General features: G+C 72.9%; 18 protein-coding genes and 2 pseudogenes. 5 read left to right on the top strand and 15 right to left on the bottom strand.

The genetic code is table 11. The annotated features are described in order from the left end of the window. Positions 1-30: 30 nt before the first annotated feature. From SSOG_RS30010 to SSOG_RS29985, 7 genes are all read right to left on the bottom strand, one after another. Positions 31-1431: a cytochrome P450 gene (locus tag SSOG_RS30010; RefSeq protein ID WP_039939034.1), complete on the bottom strand. Its 1401-nt coding sequence runs from the start codon at positions 1429-1431 to the stop codon at positions 31-33. Between the two features lie 187 nt (positions 1432-1618). Continuing rightward, complete coding sequence (locus SSOG_RS30005) at positions 1619-2458, bottom strand: isoprenyl transferase (RefSeq protein ID WP_009718017.1); 840 nt, start codon at positions 2456-2458, stop codon at positions 1619-1621. Between the two features lie 43 nt (positions 2459-2501). Next, a complete protein-coding gene (recO, locus tag SSOG_RS30000) occupies positions 2502-3248 on the bottom strand; it encodes a DNA repair protein RecO (protein ID WP_009718016.1) in 747 nt (248 codons plus the stop codon). 118 nt (positions 3249-3366) lie between these two features. Next, positions 3367-3747, bottom strand: a complete 381-nt coding sequence (locus SSOG_RS29995; RefSeq protein ID WP_039939033.1) for a peptidase inhibitor family I36 protein — start codon at positions 3745-3747, stop codon at positions 3367-3369. A gap of 183 nt (positions 3748-3930) precedes the next feature. Further along, positions 3931-4785, bottom strand: coding sequence for a hypothetical protein (locus SSOG_RS55020; RefSeq protein WP_050800009.1), 855 nt, complete (start codon positions 4783-4785; stop codon positions 3931-3933). Next, on the bottom strand, positions 4668-5402 hold the full coding sequence (locus tag SSOG_RS55015; RefSeq protein ID WP_208867381.1) for a hypothetical protein: 735 nt from the start codon (positions 5400-5402) through the stop codon (positions 4668-4670). The genes SSOG_RS55020 and SSOG_RS55015 overlap by 118 nt, the downstream gene beginning before the upstream one ends. A 98-nt stretch (positions 5403-5500) precedes the next feature. Continuing rightward, positions 5501-6241 carry a class I SAM-dependent methyltransferase gene (locus SSOG_RS29985; RefSeq protein ID WP_009718013.1) on the bottom strand — a complete coding sequence of 247 codons (741 nt, stop codon included), beginning with the start codon at positions 6239-6241 and terminating at the stop codon, positions 5501-5503. Between the two features lie 559 nt (positions 6242-6800). Here SSOG_RS29985 and SSOG_RS57590 point away from each other — a divergent pair. Then, positions 6801-6923, top strand: coding sequence for a hypothetical protein (locus tag SSOG_RS57590; protein WP_281048131.1), 123 nt, complete (start codon positions 6801-6803; stop codon positions 6921-6923). Here SSOG_RS57590 and SSOG_RS29975 read toward each other — a convergent pair. The 4 genes from SSOG_RS29975 to SSOG_RS29960 all read right to left on the bottom strand — a co-directional run bounded on the left by SSOG_RS29975 (position 6920) and on the right by SSOG_RS29960 (position 9674). Then, positions 6920-8233: a M20 metallopeptidase family protein gene (locus SSOG_RS29975; RefSeq protein ID WP_050800008.1), complete on the bottom strand. Its 1314-nt coding sequence runs from the start codon at positions 8231-8233 to the stop codon at positions 6920-6922. The genes SSOG_RS57590 and SSOG_RS29975 overlap by 4 nt on opposite strands. A 94-nt stretch (positions 8234-8327) precedes the next feature. Then, positions 8328-8846, bottom strand: a complete 519-nt coding sequence (locus tag SSOG_RS52630) for a GNAT family N-acetyltransferase (protein ID WP_009718010.1) — start codon at positions 8844-8846, stop codon at positions 8328-8330. A gap of 70 nt (positions 8847-8916) precedes the next feature. After that, positions 8917-9465 (bottom strand): Clp protease N-terminal domain-containing protein, encoded by a 549-nt coding sequence (locus SSOG_RS29965; RefSeq protein ID WP_009718009.1) that lies wholly within the window; start codon positions 9463-9465, stop codon positions 8917-8919. Further along, on the bottom strand, positions 9465-9674 hold the full coding sequence (locus SSOG_RS29960) for a helix-turn-helix domain-containing protein (protein ID WP_009718008.1): 210 nt from the start codon (positions 9672-9674) through the stop codon (positions 9465-9467). The genes SSOG_RS29965 and SSOG_RS29960 overlap by 1 nt, the downstream gene beginning before the upstream one ends. Positions 9675-9777: 103 nt before the next feature. Here SSOG_RS29960 and SSOG_RS29955 point away from each other — a divergent pair, with 103 nt between their 5' ends. The 3 genes from SSOG_RS29955 (at position 9778) to SSOG_RS29945 (ending at position 11888) form a co-directional block, all read left to right on the top strand. Beyond that, positions 9778-10443 carry a GNAT family N-acetyltransferase gene (locus tag SSOG_RS29955; RefSeq protein ID WP_009718007.1) on the top strand — a complete coding sequence of 222 codons (666 nt, stop codon included), beginning with the start codon at positions 9778-9780 and terminating at the stop codon, positions 10441-10443. A 67-nt stretch (positions 10444-10510) separates the two neighbouring features. Further along, the gene (locus SSOG_RS29950; RefSeq protein WP_009718006.1) at positions 10511-10702 is read left to right on the top strand and encodes a YegP family protein; all 192 of its coding nucleotides are present in this window, start codon (positions 10511-10513) and stop codon (positions 10700-10702) included. A 79-nt stretch (positions 10703-10781) separates the two neighbouring features. Next, positions 10782-11888 carry a glycoside hydrolase family 18 protein gene (locus SSOG_RS29945; protein ID WP_009718005.1) on the top strand — a complete coding sequence of 369 codons (1107 nt, stop codon included), beginning with the start codon at positions 10782-10784 and terminating at the stop codon, positions 11886-11888. 258 nt (positions 11889-12146) lie between these two features. On the opposite strand, the pseudogene SSOG_RS58545 reads toward SSOG_RS29945, so the two are convergent. Continuing rightward, positions 12147-12365: pseudogene (locus tag SSOG_RS58545) on the bottom strand (MarR family transcriptional regulator); the annotation flags it as partial. A gap of 86 nt (positions 12366-12451) precedes the next feature. Here SSOG_RS58545 and SSOG_RS29940 point away from each other — a divergent pair. Beyond that, positions 12452-13126 carry a carboxymuconolactone decarboxylase family protein gene (locus SSOG_RS29940; protein WP_009718003.1) on the top strand — a complete coding sequence of 225 codons (675 nt, stop codon included), beginning with the start codon at positions 12452-12454 and terminating at the stop codon, positions 13124-13126. Here the strand turns inward: SSOG_RS29940 and SSOG_RS56500 are convergent. The 3 genes and pseudogenes from SSOG_RS56500 to SSOG_RS49130 form a co-directional block, all read right to left on the bottom strand. Beyond that, positions 13007-13720, bottom strand: coding sequence for a response regulator transcription factor (locus SSOG_RS56500; RefSeq protein WP_009718002.1), 714 nt, complete (start codon positions 13718-13720; stop codon positions 13007-13009). The genes SSOG_RS29940 and SSOG_RS56500 overlap by 120 nt on opposite strands. After that, positions 13717-14874, bottom strand: a complete 1158-nt coding sequence (locus tag SSOG_RS29930) for a sensor histidine kinase (protein ID WP_245606644.1) — start codon at positions 14872-14874, stop codon at positions 13717-13719. Before SSOG_RS29930 ends, SSOG_RS56500 begins: the two co-directional genes overlap by 4 nt. A gap of 343 nt (positions 14875-15217) precedes the next feature. Then, positions 15218-17332: pseudogene (locus SSOG_RS49130) on the bottom strand (MMPL family transporter); the annotation flags it as partial. Between the last annotated feature and the right edge of the window lie 25 nt (positions 17333-17357).

Below are 17357 nucleotides of genomic sequence, written 5' to 3'. Positions count from 1 at the left end.
CTCGTCGTCTTACGCGGGCTGCGGCCCGCCCTACCCCCGGCGCAGGCTCGCCAGGAACCGCCAGAGCGCGGAGCGGGGGCGGGCCGGCCGGGTGGGCGCGGCCGCGGGCCCGGGGGCCGGGGCGGTCGGCCCGGGGGTCGGAGCGGACGCGGGCACGGGGAGACCGGGGGACGGTGGCACCGGGGCCTGCCGCGCGCGCATCCGGAACCGGACCGGGAAGGACTTCAGGCCGCGTACGAACGCCGACGAGCGCCACGGCAACTGGTCGGCGGGCAGCCCCAGTTCGAAGTCGCACCGCTCGAACAACCTGCCCACCGCCGTGGTCACGATCATGTCCGCGAGTTCCCGCCCCGGGCACTGGTGCGGCCCCGTGCCCCAGGCCAGATGGGCGCGCGAGCTGGTCGACCGCTCATAGCTGTTGGTCGTCATGAACAGCGGGTCGCCGTGCGCGGCGGCGATCGAGGGCATGACCATGTCGCCCGCGGCGAGCCGGAAGTCCCCCAGATCGGTGTCGGCCACCGGGTAGCGGGCGGTGAGGTTGAACCACGGGGGCGAGGCGATGTGCACGCGGTTGACCAGCTCCTCGGTGGGGCCCGCCATGAGGGCCGCCTGCGCCCCCGCCTCTCCGTCCAGCACCTCCAGCACACTGTTGGTGACGGCGTGGCTGACCAGCTCGGACATGATGACGAGGATCGCGTACAGCTCGACGCCGATCTGTTCCACTGTCAGTGGAGGGTCGGCGGCGAGCAGCCGGGTGGTCAGGTCGTCGCCCGGGTTCTCCCGCTTGTACGCGGCCAGCTCGGTCGTCGCCGCCACCAGCCGCCCGACGGCCGCACCGGCGTCCGGGCCACCGTCCACCATCCGCCACGAGTCCATGAAGACGTCGTCACCCTGGTCGACCGGGAAGCCGAACAGCCGGTTGACGACCATCAGCGGCAGCGGACGCGCGAACTGTGCGCCCAGGTCCACCCATCCGCTGTCGCTGCCGTCCGCGAAGAACGTGATCAGCTCGTCGGCGTGCCGGGAGATGGCCTTTTGCATATCCCAGGACTGGGGCGCCCGAGTGTCCTGGAAGGGACCGAGCGCGTCGTCCACGGCGGCGCGCGTCGCCTTGCGCTCCTGATCGTCGCTCAGCAGCAGATGGCCGACCTGATAGCCGGCCAGATACGGCCAGTCGGACGGCACCCCGCCCTCACGCATCAACCGCCAGTGCTGGACGTTCTTCTTCCACTTGCTCTCGTCCCGCAGGACCTCCCACACCTCGCGGTAGCCGAGAACCAGCCACACCGGGACGCCGTACAGGTCCACGGGCGCCACTGGCCCGTACCTCCCCCGCAACCGTGCGTAGACCGACCCGGGCCGGGTCTCGAAATCCCGGGTCATCAGCGGCTCAACGGCCAGGGATGCCAACTCGGACGGGGGGAATTGCATGTTCGTTGTCCTTGGTACGACAGCAGTGCTCATTCCGGCCAGGCCTCGTGGTCCGTGGTGGGGGAAGAGCCACAGGGCATCCTGTCGCGCGACACGGAGCGAAATCGACCCGCTACTGGGCAGCCACACTAGCGCCCGGACCAGGGGCTGAACAGAGCGGCCCCGACCCGGACCTGCTGAAAGGCCCTCAGGCCGACTGGGGGCCGTCCTCCTTCTTCAGCTGGTCCTCGTTCGGGATCGCCCCGCCGAAGCGGCGGTCGCGGGAAGCGTATTCGAGGCAGGCGCGCCACAGGTCGCGGCGGTCGAAATCCGGCCACAGGACGTCCTGGTAGACCATCTCGGCGTACGCGCTCTGCCAGATCAGGTAGTTCGAGGTGCGCTGCTCGCCCGACGGGCGCAGGAAGAGGTCCACATCCGGCATGTCGGGGTAGTAGAGGTACTTGGCGAGCGTCTTCTCGTTCACCTTCGACGGGTCGAGCTTGCCCGCGCGCACGTCCTCGGCCAGCGCCTTCGCCGCGTCCGCGATCTCGGCGCGGCCGCCGTAGTTCATGCAGAAGTACATCGTCATGGCGTCGTTGTCCTTGGTCTGCTCCTGCGCGACCTGGAGCTCCTGGGCCACCGACTTCCACAGCTTCGGCATCCGGCCCGCCCAGCGGATGCGGATGCCCAGCTCGTCCATCTCGTCGCGGCGGCGGCGGATGACGTCACGGTTGAAGTTCATGAGGAAGCGCACCTCGTCGGGCGAGCGCTTCCAGTTCTCGGTGGAGAAGGCGTAGAGGGAGAGGTTCTTGACGCCGAGTTCCAGGCAGCCCTTGAGCACGTCCAGCACGACGCCCTCGCCGACCTTGTGGCCCTCCGTACGCGGCAGCCCGCGGTCCTTGGCCCAGCGGCCGTTGCCGTCCATCACACAGGCCACGTGGTTCGGCACCAGCTCGCCGGGGATCTTCGGCGGGCGGGCGCCGGACGGGTGCGGGTCCGGGGCCCGGTACTCGCGCCGCTGTCGGCCCAGAATCCCGCGTCGTGCCATGGCTTTCGCGTCTCCTCGTATGCGGTGTGCTGTGTGCTTGGTGTTATTTCTCTACGTACCGGAGCGATCTCAGGCCCCGCTCCAGGTGCCAGTGCAGGTACGCCGCGACGAGCCCGCTGCCCTCCCGGGCATGGCGCAGCTCACAGGCGTCCGCCGTCTCCCAGTCGCCGGTCAGCAGCGCGCCCAGCAGCGTCAGGGACTCCGCAGAGGGTACGACGCTTCCGGGCACCCGGCACTCTCCGCAGATGGCCCCGCCCGCGCCGACCGAGAAGAACCGGTTCGGACCGGGCATCCCGCACTTCGCGCAGTCGTCGAAGCTGGGCGCGTAGCCGTTCACGGCGAGTGAGCGGAGCAGGAACGCGTCCAGGATGAGATGCGGCTCGTGCTCCCCGGAGGCCAGCGTACGCAGCCCGCCGACGAGGAGCAGATACTGCTGCACGGCGGGCTCGCCCTCATGGTCGGTGAACCGCTCAGCGGTCTCCAGCATCGCCGTACCGGCGGTGTAGCGGGCGTAGTCGGTGACGATTCCGCCACCGTACGGAGCGATCGTCTCGCTCTGTGTGCACAGCGGCAGCCCGCGGCCGATCAGCTCGCCGCCGCGGGCGAAGAACTGCACGTCCACATGGGAGAACGGTTCGAGACGCGCGCCGAACTTCGACTTCGTACGGCGCACCCCGCGGGCCACGGCGCGGACGCGGCCGTGGTTGCGGGTGAGCAGGGTGATGATCCGGTCCGCTTCACCCAGCTTCTGGGTGCGCAGCACGATGCCGTCGTCGCGGAACAGACTCATGCGCCTCATTGTCCCTCAAGGGGACAGGTGGTCGAACCGGCCCGACCCAGCCTGGCACACGGGCGTCACAGCCCGGCAGGGCCGCGGCGCGGCGCCGCGACCCTACCGGTCGGCGCCGTCAGAAGGTGGGGTAGCCGGCGCAGCTTGCCGTGCTCAGGCGGTACACCGAGGAGATCTTGTCGCCGAAGTTCCATGACCCGCCGTGCAGATCGCGGATGTAGCGGCCGGGGGTGAGGCAGTAGCGGCGGTCCTTGTAGTTCTTGTCGTCGTAGAGCACCCACGCGACGGAGTCCTCGTTCTTGGCCGAACTCGCCTTGTCGCCTTCCGAGGAGCCGAGGTTGGCGATGCTGTTCCGGTGGGCCCACACCGTCCCCGTGAGGCTCTGGTCCCTTCCCAGCAGCAGTTGGCCCGCGGCGGCGTCGGCTTGTGCGGCCGGGGCCGCCGTCAGGACCGCCGCCGTCGCGGCGCCCGCGACCAGCAGTGCCGTGATCGTCTTCATGCGCATGCTCCCCGTTCGTGGACCGACCGGCGGTCATCTCCGGTCATGTGTCCTATTGCGTTGGTTCATCATGAATTCTGCCGTGGAACATTCCTCGGAGTGGATACCTATACCGGCCAAAATGGGGCGGTCCGCCCGAACGGGCCGCCCTGCCGACCGGCCGCCCTGCCGACGGTCCGTCCGTCAGCTGCGGTTCAGCACCCGCGTGACGCCCGCGACGACCGCCGTCGTCAGCAGCCAGCCCGCCGCGACGAGCGCGTAGGCGAGCCATTGGACGTAGTCCGACGGCCAGTACCAGGCGTTGCGCTGACCCAGGCCACCGATGGGGATCAGCAGGTCCAGGGTGTAGACGAGCGGGCTGAACGGGGCGCCCTCCCCCGGTTTGACCGGTTTCGGGTGGGCGGCGCGGAAGACCGCCGTACCGAGCAGGGTGAGGGCGGTGAGCCAGAGTCCGGCGAGCCAGGGGCGGTAGCCGTAGCCGACCGTCGCGTCGAGGAGATGACCCCAGACCCGGCCGAGGGGGCGCTGTGTGGCGCGGCGGTGGCGCTGCCTGGCCAGCAGGACGGCGCGCGCGTCGTCGTCGTGGCCGATGGCCTGGTAGGTGGCGGCGAGCTGCTGGTACGGCTGTGGGCGGTATCCGTCGGGGTCGCGCGCGACGAACGCCAGACAGCGGTCGACGGGCAGCTGCGGCTCCAGCGCCCGGTAGGTGAGCCCGTCGAGGTGGACGGGGGCGGGAGGCGTGCCGGTCGGGAGGTGCCATACGTCGAGGCGGCCGTGGCGCAGATCGACGGTGCCCTCCGCCCGCGCGGTCCGCAGGTCCAGTTCCCCGGTCTGGAGGTGCCGGGCGTCCACGGCGTGCCCGGTGGGGTGCAGGAGCGTGGCGCCCCGGAAGCTGACGGCACGGCCGGCGGTGGCGCTCGTCAGCACGACCGCGCCCTCGGCGCGGAAGCCCTCGCCGCAGTCGATACGGGAGCCGACCTGGATGCTCTCGGCGCACAGGGCGTCGCCGGCGGGGTGGTGGAGGTGCGCCCCCTCCAACCGCAGCGCCTCCCCCACCCGCGCCTCGTGCAGCCGTATCCCGCCCTCGGCGCGGAACCCCTCCCGGCCGACGATGCCGCTTCCGGACCCCCCTTCCGCGAGCCGTCGAGGGCCACCCCCGCCGGGGTGGGACAGGTGCGCGCCCTGGAAGGAACCAAACTGCCCTCCAATACGGGCGGCCCGTCAGGGTTGACCTTGCCCCGGGATGCGGTCTCCATCAGGTCTTGGAAGCCCGCGACCGTCACGGTGCTGAGGGCGAGTCCGGGCAGATACGAACCGCCGAAACCGGTGACGTGCAGCGTGGCCCCGTACAGCTGGGGCGGCTCCTCGAACCAGCACTTCTCCAGCCGCAGTACGCAGCACGCCTGAGAGAAGACCAGCTTCAGCCGCCCCGTCACCCGGGCTCCGACGAGGTGGACGACCGGGGTCTCGCCCGGCCGGGTGTCGGCGCCGCCGAGCAGCAGGGAACGGATGACCTCCGCCCGTACGGTGCGCCGGGGACCCCAGCCGGAACCGTCCTCCTCCGGCTCGTCCGCCGTCGCGGCGTCCCGGACGTCGACCTTGGCGCCGGTCGCGAACGCTTCGTGGAGTCGCCGCTCCGGCTCGGTGAGCGTCATGGGGCAACTCCAGGCGCCGGCGGACGACTTGGGCGAAGACTACGTCGGACACCGCGGGCGGAGGAGACGGGGTCGGCGCGCACCGACCGCGATCGCGGTCACCCGGCGACCACGGCTCCGGCGGACGTCGGGCTCGCCCCCGGGCCCCGCTCCGCGGGGCGCTGGAGCTGCCAGACGTGGGCCGGGGGCAGGTTGGCCCACACCGCGCTGCGGCCCGTGGCGTAGTGGCGCTGGTAGTCGGCCAGCACCTCTTCGGAGGCCCGCTGCCGCCGCGCCTGGGCGCGGGAGGCCAGGGACAGCAGGGTGCGGGCCTGCCGGGTGCCGCGGTAGGCGAAGTAGGTCAGCAGGCCGCCGGGGCGCAGCAGCTCCAGATACCGGCCCATGATCGCTTCCACCTGGTGGGGGTCGAAGTTGGCGAAGGGCAGGCCCGAGATGATCGCGTCGTAGCGCTGGCCTGTGTCCAGCTCCTCCACATAGGCGTGGTGCACCCGGGCCTGGCCGGGCTGTCCGCTCAGGCCGGGGTGGGTGCGGACGAGGTGGCGCAGCCGGTCGGTGAAGCGGGGATTGGCCTCGACGATGTCCAGGCGGCTGCCCGCCGGGAGCTGGGGGATGAGGGAGCGGGTGACCGAGCCGGTACCGGCACCGGCCTCCAGGACGTTCAGCCGCCGCCCCGCCTGTGCGCGCACCGGCTCGGTCAGCGCATGGGCCAGCGCCCGGCCACTGGGGGCGAGCGCCCCGGTGGTGCGTATATCCCGGGCCGCCTCCAGGAGGAACATCCAGTTTCCGGCACCGCTCTGCGCGAGGACACGATGGTGCGAGGGGGTGATCGAGTCGTGCATGGCACGACGCTACGCACAGGCGGCGCGACGGCCGATCCTTCTCCATGTGACGGTGCCCACCCGCGGGGCCGGGAGGGTGGCACGGAAGGTCGGCGAAGGGCCTCCGTACGGCCGACTGCGGCGCTGTGTGCGGCGAGTTGACGCGACTGCGAGGCGGAAGCGCCCGCCATCGGGGTGATCTTGTGGCGCTGGTCACACTCGCCTCGCTCCGGGCCCCGTATCGACCGCTGGTGACCACTACCCGACGGTATGCGCGGGCACGCCGGTCGCGTACGGGCCGGTCCCTCTCATCCGCCACCCCCGATTGCCCCCCCTTGGCCGATGTCACAGCCCTGTGCTGGGCCAGGCCTGGTCCGGTCACAACCCGTTCCCGGGGCGAGAGTTGGGGGCGGCAGGGCGGGCGGGCTGCGCACACTGGACTCCACGGAGCGGGTCAGCGCCTGGCTGACCTGCGGAGACGCGACACCGGAGGTGCGTCATGGCGGCTGGTTGCCGGGACTGCGGGACGTGTACGAGGTCATGGCTGGGGCGGACGCTTCAGAACGCGGCCGTCGGGCTGATGCACCTGTGCACGCTCGGCATCAGCTATCTGATCAAGAAGGGCTTCAGGCGGCACTGTCCGCAGTGCAAGCACCTGCTGTCCCGGCACGCGCGCAGGGCGGATGGCTCGTTCCGGGACTAGGGACCCGTCACAGCGGCCGAGGCCCGCTCCGCGATCCAGCCCGCCATCGCCCGTACGCCGAGGCCGATGGCGCGCTCGTCCGGGGCGAAGTCGGGGAAGTGCGGATAGGCGGTGGTGACGGGTGCGCCGGGGGCACGGACGCCGAGGAAGGTGTACGTACCGGGGACGCGGTCCAGGTAGAGGGCGAAGTCCTCGCCGCTGAAGGGCGGGAAGGCGGCGTGCAGCTCGACCACCGCGTCCCGGCCCACCGTGCGGCGCAGATGGCGGGCGAGCCTGCGGCCGTCGGGCTCCGGGCAGACCATGGCGGGGAACGGGTCGGCGGGAAAGCTCACGCTCGCCCCCGGGTACGCGGCGGCCAGTCGGCGGATGTCCGCGCGGACCTCCCGGTACCGCTCCTGCGGCCAGCAGCGGTAGGACACGTTCACCTTGCCGTCCTGGGCGCTCGCCCGGAGAGCCACGAACCGGGCCAGCGGCCCGCCCGGCACCTGGGCGTCGGCGATCAGCCGCTCCAGGTCGGCCGGGGTCCGCGGCTGGGCCACCGTGGCGAGCGCGGCGATCTCGGCGGCCAGGCGTCCGGCGGCCCCGTCCGCGTCCGGCCCCGGGAGCGTCACTTCCCCCTTGTCCTGGCCCGGCAGCCCGTAGCCCGGCGTCACGGCGAACCGGCCGACGGGAAACGGCCCGCAGTGCAGCGCGTGGATCTCCTCGACGCCGGTGCGCTCCAGCACCCCCGCGTCGATCAGCGCGCGGGCGCCGGACAGGGCCTCCTCGGCGGGCTGGAAGACGAACACCACCGTGCCGCTCAGTCGCGTGCGCAGGCGCGCCAGGACCCGCGCGACGCCCAGGGACACCGTGGTGTGGACGTCATGCCCACAGAGGTGGGCCGCCGCCAGGCCGCCGCCGATGATGTCCTTGGGCGGCACCGCGTCCATGTCGGCCCGGTACGCCACCGTCCGGCCCGGACGTACGCCCCGCAGGACACCGACCACGCCGTGGCCGCCCACCCCCGTGGCCACGGTCAGCCCGGCCGCCCGCAGCTCCCGCGCCACCACACCGGCGGTGCGCCGCTCCTGCCCCGGCGTCTCGGGGTGCCGGTGGAGGTCCCGCCGCAGCGCGATCAGCTCGCGCTCCAGCCGCGCCACCTCGGCGCCCACCGCCCCCTGCGCCACTCCCCGCGTCCCTCCGTGCGCTGTGGCCCGCCCCGCGGTGCCCCACGCCAGCCCCGCACCGGTTGCCGCCCCGCCGGTCAGCAGCAGCGTGCGACGTGCGAGAGCGCGCTCCGCGTGAGCCGTTCTTCCTTCGTGGTGTGTCATGACGCCACGATCGCCGCACGCGGAGCCGCGGCCCATCCGGCGAGCCACCGCCCGGGGGTGGGGGCAGCCCCCTCGCCGCGGTCGGGCCGCGGCCTCAGACGCGGTCGAACGGCTCGGCGTAGGCGAAGGGGCCCTTGAGGGTGGGTTGATACGCGGTCAGGGGGCGGGCCTGGAAGTAGTCGCCCCAGGCCGGGTCGGGGGCCGTGATGCCGTACGCGGCCGCCGGGCGGAAGCCGAAGCGGCCGTAGTAGGCGGGGCTGCCGAGGAGCGCGACTAGGGACTCGGCGAACGCGTTCCGCTGCGCCCAGGATCCTGTGCCATCAGTCGCCAGGCCCAAGTCCCGCCGCTGGTGGGTGGGGTGGACGCTGAGGGGGCCGAGCCCGAGGGCGAGGTCGGGGCCGACGTGGCCGCGGGTGCACACCACATGGCCGATCACGTCGCCGCGGTCGTCGGCCGCGACGAACGACAGGGCCGGTAACCAGGCGTCGCAGGTGCGGAGTTCATCGAGGAGGGTGACCTCGACCGGGACCGCGGCCTCCGACTTGCCGAACGCTGCCGCCGTGACGTCGCGTACGCCGGCGAGGTCGGAGCGGGTTTCTCGTCGGATCAGCATCGGCACAGGATGCGCGGCGGATCGTGCCCGCGGCAACCTATTTGTGCGGTACGGAGCCCCGGCGGGGCCGTTACGCGGAGCGCGCGCGGGTGGCGAGGGCCCGTTCGGCCTGGACGTACGTCACGTCGTGGTCGGCGAGGACGTTCGCCGCGACACCGGGGCGGGCGAGGAGCGCGAGCAGGAGGTGTTCGTCGCCGATGTGCCTGTCGCCGCGGCCGAGCGCGATCCGCAGCGACCGTTCGAGGACCGACTTGGCCTCGGGGTCGAAGCGGCCGCGGGAGCGGCGGCGGCGCGGGGTGGCGGCCAGGGCGCCGACGCCGTGCTCCTCCTCCACGCGGGAGACGACCGCGTCCACGTCGATGCCGAGCCCCGCCAGCGCCTCCGCGTCCGCGGGCGAGATGCCGCCGCGGCGGCGGACGTCGGCCAGGGCACGTTCGATCGAGGCGCGCCGCGCGGTGGCGCCCAGGGTGGTCAGGACGTGGGCGGCGGGGGTGTTCGTACGGTCCAGGAGCGCGAGCAGCAGCTCGGGCTCGCCGACCGTGGCGCCGCCCGTCTCGTCCGCCTGCCGGACGGCCCCGCGGACGACCTCGCGGGCACTGGTGGTGAACCTCTCGAACATCAACGCCTCCCGTGCTTCTTGTGAACGGCCTGACGGCTGACGCCCAGCTCGGCCGCGATCTCCTGCCACGACCAGCCCTTGGCGCGGGCGCTGCGCACCTGTACGGCCTCCAGCTGCTCCAGCAGCCGGCGCAGCGCGGCGACGGCGCGCAGTCCGACCCGGGGGTCCCGGTCGCCGGCGCGCTCGGCGAGATCCGTTGCTTCGGTCATGCTGTCAATGTAAGTTGACGAGCGCCCGGGCGTCAACCTTTATTGACAACCTGCGGCGGTAATTGGTTCGACGCGGACTCCGCGGCTCCGGCAACCTCTCGCCATGGACCCCCATCACTGGCCCCTCTACGGGCTCCGCCTCCACACCCCACGCCTTGAGCTGCGCCTTCCCGACACCGCCCGGACCGACGAGCTGGCCGCGGTCGCCGCGGGCAGGGTGCACGACCCGGCGGAGATGCCGTTCAGCGTGCCGTGGACCGACGTCGCCCCGGAGGAACGCGGCCGCGCGACGTTCCAGCACGTCCTGCGCACGATCGCCGAGTGGCGGCCCGAAGACTGGGTGCTGAGCCTCGCCGTACTGCACGAGGGCACGGTGATCGGACGGCAGGACCTGTGCGCCACCGACTTCGCCGTGACACGCGAGGCACAGACCGGCTCCTGGCTGGGCATCGCCCACCAGGGGCAGGGCTTCGGCACGGAGATGCGCGCGGCCGTGGCGCATCTGGCGTTCGCCGGGGTCGGGGCGCTCAGCCTGACGTCGGCCGCGTTCATGGAGAACGGGCGCTCGCTCGGCGTCTCACGCCGCCTCGGCTACCGCCCCGACGGCCTGAAGACGGTCGCCGTACGGGGCGAGACGCGGACGCTCCAGCGACTGCGGCTGGACCGCGCGGCCTGGGAGGAGCGGCGCACCGTCCCCGTCGAGGTGCGGGGGCTGGAGCCGTGCCGGGAGATGTTCGGCGCGCCAGCACCCGCCCCTGAGCGTCCCTGATGCGAGGCCGCGGGGCCCGATTTACGGTGGTTCGAGGGGCTGCGACGACCCGTGGAGGTGGCATCACATGGCGGGCAAGTTCGAGATCTATGAGGACAAGCGCGGCAAGCACCGCTTCCGCCTGAAAGCGGGCAACGGCGAGATCATCGCGGTCGGCGAGTCGTACGACTCCAAGTCCGCGGCCCAGAAAGGCGTGGAGTCGGTCAAGAAGAACGCGCCCACGGCCGAGGTCAAGGAGATCCCGACCGACAAGTCGTAGGCCCGGAGGGGCAGGTTCGGTGCGGTAGCCGCGCCGTACGGCCGAAGGCGTCCGTACGGCGCTCGCTACTCTCCCGTACGTGACCGAATCCCCGATATCCCAGGCCCTGGCCGCCGCCCGCACCCGGCTCCGCCGGGTCCGCTCCGCCGTCGCCCGCTGCTGGTCGCATCCCCGGCTGAAGTGGCCCAAGCGCGTGGTGGCGACCCTCGTGGGGTGCCTGGTGCTCTCCCTGCTCGCCGCCGGGATCACGCTGCGGCTGAACTACGCGGGCGATCCGGAGCCCGGCACCCGCACCCGGGGCCGGGACGCCGTGTGGCTCGGCCACGCCTGGGTGGACGGTCGCAAGGGCGACGCCGAACTCGCCGCCCTGGCCCGGCGGATACGCGGCACCGGCATCCGCGACCTGTACGTCCACACGGGCCCGCTGGACCACGACGGCACCCTGTCCGCGAAGCGCTACCCGCGCGCCGGGTGGCTGCTGAAGGCCGTCCACCGCGAGCTGCCCGGCGTACGGGTCCAGGCGTGGCTCGGCGACGTCCTGGCCACCGAGGGCCCGACCGGGCTGCGGCTCACCGACCCGCGCAGCCGGGCCCAAGTGGTGCGCTCCGCCCGCCAGGTGCTCGACGCGGGCTTCGACGGCGTCCACTTCGACCTGGAGCCGCTGCACTCCGGCGACCGCGACTACCTCACCCTCCTCGACGGCCTGCACGCCCTCACCCGCGCCCGCCGCGCCCCGCTCTCGGTCGCCGCCCACCAGATCGACCCGCTGCCCGCGCTGCACTCGGTGGCGGGCTTCCTCTTCAACCACCCCAAATGGTGGTCGCAGGCGTTCTTCGGACAGGTGGCGCGGCGGGTCGACCAGATCGCGGTCATGTCGTACGACACGTCGATGCCGCTGGAGAGCCTGTACGGCGGCTACGTGGCCCAGCAGACCGAACTCGCCCTCGAGGCCACCCCGCCGGGCACGGACCTCCTCATGGGCCTGCCCGGCTACCACACCAACAACTGGGGCCGCCACGCCTGGGCCGAAACCGTCACCGCCGCCGTCCGAGGCACCCGCCTCGGCCTCGGCCGCGAGGACCGCCGGCGAAAGCGGTTCGGGGTCGCGCTGTACGTGGACTTCGCCGCCACGGACGCGGACTGGACGGCGTACCGCGAGGACTGGGGCGCCCGGGACACGGGCTGACGTCCCCTCAGCCGCCGAACCAGCCCGCCACATCGAGCCGGGCCCCGGAGAGGGGAGCCATGTTTTTTCAGATCCGCCTCGAGGGCCCGCTCGCCGGGCCGGACCGAGGGCGGTGGCCCACTGGGCGCGCAGCTGCTCGAAGATGGCCGCCGAACGGGCCAGGGCGTCGACGCCGTGCGGGGTGAGCCGGATGACCTTACGGCGGGCATCGGCGGGGTCGTCGGCCCGCTCGGCGTACCCCAGGGCCACCAGGCGGTCGACGGTCTTGCCCGCGGCCTGTTTGGAGACGCCGAGGAGGCGGCCGAGCTCGCTGGCGGTGGCACCGCCGCGCCCGATGGCCTGAAGGGCGAAGCCGTACGCCGGGCGCACATCCGGATGGCCCTGACGGGCCAGCTCGGCGTGGAGCTGGTCGATGAGGGTGCGAAAGCCCGCGAAGAGCAGCAGGGGGAGTTCGAAGCCGGAGGTTTCGTCAGCCATGGCGGCGACACCTCTTGCCCAGGTCGACAACCTGGTTTACTTTTTCGACAACCACGTTGTCGATAGTAGACCTGGGGGGATCCACCATGCCCGTCGACCTGTTCACCGACCACACGCCGGACTCCGCGCCACCGGGGGCACGCAGATCCATGGAGGCCGTCACCCAGCGGCTCGGCTACCTGCCGGCGCCCGTCGGGCGGCTGGCCGAGGCGCCGGAGGTGCTGGACGGATTCCTGAGGCTCAGCGGGCTGTTCGAGGCGTCCACGCTGGATCCACTGGCCCGTGAGGTGGTCATCATGACCATCGCCACGCGCAACGCCTGCCATGTGTGCGTCGCCATGCACACCGGAAAGCTCACCGCGCTGGACGCCGACGGCGAACTCATCGCCGCGCTGAGGGAACAGCGCACGCTGCCCGATGAACGGCTGGACACCGTGAGGACGTTCACGCTCGCCGTGATGGACGACGCCGGGGCCGTACGGGACGAGATGTTCGACGCCTTTCTGGAGCGGGGGTTCACCCGGCGCAACGCGCTGGAAGTCGTGCTGGGCGTGGGCGCGTACACCCTGTCCACGTTCGCCAACCGCATGACCCGGGCGCCCCTGGACGAGCGGCTCGCGCCGTTCGCCTGGGGCGGCTGGTCACGGGCCGGAGGGGGTGATCAGGCCCGATTCGTAGGCGGTGATGACCAGTTGGGCGCGGTCGCGGGCGCCGAGTTTGCCCATGATGCGGCTGACGTGGGTCTTCGTGGTGAGGGGTGAGAGGCCCAGGGCCTGGGCGGCCTCGGTGTTGTTGAGACCGCGGGCGACGAGGGCGAGCACCTGGCGTTCGCGTTCGGAGAGGGCGGACAGGGCCGCCGGGGACGGGGTGCCGGGGGGCGGGGTGGCCGGGAGGCGGAGGACGCGGGCGATGAGACGGGCGGTCGGGCCGGGTGAGAGCAGCGACTCCCCCGCCGCCACCGTTCGTATCGCGTCGAGCAGTTCGGTCGGCCGGGTGTCCTTCACCAGGAAGCCGGACGCGCCCGCGCGCAGCGCCTCGACGATGTGCTCATCGGTGTCGTACGTGGTCAGGATCAGGATCTTGACCCCGGCGAGGTCCTCGTCCGCGGCGATGCGGCGCGTGGCCTCGATGCCGTCGAGGTCGGGCATCCGGATGTCCATGACCACGAGATCGGCCCGGGCGGTGCGGGCCAGTTCGACGGCCTGCCGGCCGGTGCCCGCCTCGCCGACCACCTCCATGTCACGGGCGGACGCGACGAGCATGGCGAAGGCGGAGCGGACCAGGGTCTGGTCGTCGGCGAGCAGAACGCGGATCGGGGTCGTGGCCCCGGGGGTCGAGTCCTGCGGGGTGGTCATGCGGTGGCCTCCGTGGGGCGTGAGGGGGCCGCCGCGCCCCGGCCGTACGGTAGCGCGGCGGTGACGGCGAAGCCGGGGCACCCTGACCGCGGGCCCGCGGTCAGGGTGCCCGCCACGCTGCGGGCGCGCTCGCGCATGCCGACGAGGCCGTAGCCCCGGGGGCGGCCCGGTTCGGCGGGACGGGCGGTCCCGTCCGGTGGGCCATCGTCCTCGGCGGCGACGCACAGCCCCCGCTCGTCCCGCGTCACACTGATCCGTACGCGGGTACCGGGCGCGTGCCGCACGGCGTTCGTCAGCGCCTCCTGCACGATGCGGTACGCGGCGGCGCCGACGGCCGGGGACGGCTCCGACGCGTCCACGTCGACGGTGAGTTCCACCCGTACGCCCGCCGCCTCCGCCGCCGCGGCCAGGTCGGCGAGTCCGGCCAGGCCCGGCAGCGGCCCCGTACCGTCCCCGTCGTCGCGGTCGCCGTCGCCCTCGCCCGCCCGCAGCACCTGGAGGGTGGCGCGGAGTTCGGCGCGGGCGTCGCGGCAGGTACCGGAGATCCCGTCGAGCGCCTTGGCCATGGCCGCACGGTCGAGGCGGTCGGGGTCGGCGATCAGGACGTGCGCCGCGACCGAGGTCTGGACGCCGATGAGGGTGATGCTGTGCGCCAGCAGATCGTGCAGATCGCGCGCGATCCGCAGCCGCTCCTCGGCGACCCGGCGCGCGGCCTCCTCCTCGCGGCTGCGCTCGGCGCGCTCGGCCCGCTCCAGGATCGCGCCGATGTACTTGCGGTGCATACGCACCGCCTCGCCGAACACCACGACCGACAGCACCCAGCCGGAGCTGCGCAGCATGTCGGCGGCCCCGTGCGGTTTGCCGCCCAGGGACATGACCACCACCATGAACGTGATCACCAGGGAGACGGTGAGGAAGGACCGCAGCGGCGGACCGATGACGGCGAGCGTGTAGACGGCGATGAGCCCGGCCGGGACGACGGCGAGATGCACATTGCCCATGGCGTGGTACGGACCGACGATGAACACGACGGCCGCCGTGACCACCATCGGGCTGTGCCGCCGCCCGATGAGCACGGCGGCGCTGCCGAAGAGCAGCGCCCAGCCGAGGGCGTCGGGACGGTGGCCGTTGCCGTCGGGGTTGAGCAGGGCCACAGCGCACTGGAAGGACGAGCACCGCGCCGGCGAGCACGGCGTCGGTGCGCCGCCGGGCACGGGACGCGGCCCGGGTCTCGGCGGGGCGGGGGCCGCTGTGCAGGGCGTGCGCGAACCGGCCCAGCCCCCGCGTCACGCTCCGGGACACGCGCTGGGTCACACTCTGGGTCACGGGGTGTGCGGACACGGCTCCATCCTCGGGGATCGGCCCCGGGCCGACCATAGGCGCGTACGGGCTCACCGGGGCGGGCCCCGGGCCGGCCGTCCCCTGCGCGGCCGGCCCGGGCACCCGCCTCCCCGCGGTACGGGTCAGGGCTTCCCGGCGGGGGCGAGGGTGACCGGTTCGGGCCGGGGCATCCGCGTCCGCCGCCGCGGGGCGGGAGAGGGGGCCGGGCCACCAGACCCGCCGCTTCAGCAGCAGACTCGCCGACGTCACCAGATACGTCCGGACGAGGAAGGTGTCGAGCAGGACACCGACCGCGACCACGAAGCCCAGTTCGACCAGCATCACCATCGGCAGCGACGCGAGGACCGCGAAGGTCGCCGCCAGCACCAGGCCCGCCGCGGCGATCACACCGCCGGTGGTGCGCAGAGCGGTGAGCGCCGCTTCCGCGACCGGTGCGCCGCGCAGCGACTCCTCACGCATGCGGTGCATCAGGAAGATGCCGTAGTCGACACCGAGGGCGACCAGGAAGACGAAGGACAGCAGCGGCAGCCCGGGATCGACGCCGGCGAAGCCGAAGACCGGCTCGAAGACGAGCCCGCCGAGACCCATCGCCGCACCCCACACCGCGATCACGGCGGCGACCAGGACCAGCGGTGCGATCAGGCTGCGCAGCAGGGCGGCGAGGATCAGCAGGACGGCGACGAGGACGAACGGGATGACGATCTTCCGGTCGTGGGCGTTGGTGTCCTTGAGATCGAGCTGCTGAGCGCTGGGACCGCCGACCAGGGCGTCCGCGCCGTCGATCCGTTCCAGCCCGGAGCGCAGGGAGTGGATCGTGGCCAGTTCGCCCGCCGACTGCGGGGCGTCCGCGGCGAACACGTCGATCTCGGCCCAGCCGCCGCCGCTGCGGCCTCGTACCGCCCGTTCGACGCCGTCCGTGCCACGGGCCCGCTCCAGCACCTCGGCGGCGTGCGGGGAGCGCGTGAGGACGCTGATGGGCTGGGTGCCGGCCCCGGGGTAGGCACGGGTGAGCGTCCGGGCGGCGGTCACGGACTCGGGCTTGTCGGTGAAGGTGTCCTGCTGCTTGAGGTCACCGGGCATGTTCAGCGCGCCGAGCGCGAGGGCCCCCAGCAGGGCCGTCCCGCCGAGCAGCACGAGGCCGGGCCGCCGTGCGGCCGCGCCGCCCATCGCGGCGAACACGCTGCGGCGGGCCCGCGGTTCACTGCCGTACGCGGGGATCAGCGGCCAGAACACCCGGCGCCCGAGCAGCACCAGCACCGCGGGCAGCAGCGTCATCATCGCGGCGAGCGCGCAGACGACACCGACCGCGCCGACCGGCCCGAGGCCACGGCTGCTGTTGAGGTCGGCGGCGAGCAGACACAGCAGCCCGGCGGCGACGGTACCGCTGGAGGCCAGGACGGCGGGACCGCAACCGCGCAGAGCCCGGCGCATCGCGTCGTACGGAGCCCGGTGGCGGCGCAGTTCCTCGCGGTAGCGGGAGACGATCAGCAGGGCGTAGTCGGTACCGGCGCCGAAGATCAGCACTGTCATGATCGACGAACTCATGCTGGTGACGACGAGATCGAAGCCCTGGACCAGGGCGTAGACGATGGCCATGGCCGCCATCGCCGCCACCCCGACCACCACCAGCGGGACCAGCCACAGGAACGGGCTGCGATAGGTCAGGATCAGCAGCACGGCGACCATCCCGGCCGTCGCGAACATCAGCGTCCCGTCGGTGGAGGCGAAGACCTCCTGCGAGTCGGCCGCCAGCGCACCGGGCCCGGCGACCTGGACGGACAGCCCCGCGGGGTGGGCCGACAGCTCGGCACGGACGTCCTTGACGGCCTCGGCGCGCACCTTCTCGTCCTTCAGCCCGGTGAGCGCCATCGGGTACATCACGGTGGTGCCGTCCTTGGAGGGCACGGCCCGCGCCGCCCCGCCGCCGACCAGCTCATGACGGCCCGCCACCTCCGCGACCCGCCCGTCGGCCGCCCGGCGGTCGGCGGCGGTCAGCCCGCCGTCGCGGTGGTAGACGAGGACGAGGTCGGTCGTGTCACCGCCGGGCAGCTTCTCCTGGAGCCGGGCGACCTGGGTGGAGTCGGCGCCCGCCGGGAGATAGTCGACGGCGGTGTCGCGCTTGACGTCGTTCAGCTTGCCCGCGAAGGGCACGGCGACCAGGAGCACCAGGATCCAGGCGGCGATGGCCGCCCAAGGCAGCCTTCTGCCGGACGCGTTGGGCGGGTCCGGCTGCCGGGGATCGCTTTGTATCCGTAGCGATGTGGTCTGCATGCCCCAAGGCTTCCGGCACCGCGCA

The organism is Streptomyces himastatinicus ATCC 53653 (genome assembly GCF_000158915.1).
Taxonomy (GTDB): Bacteria; Actinomycetota; Actinomycetes; order Streptomycetales; family Streptomycetaceae; genus Streptomyces; species Streptomyces himastatinicus.
This window is presented reverse-complemented; position numbering and strand designations above follow the sequence as displayed.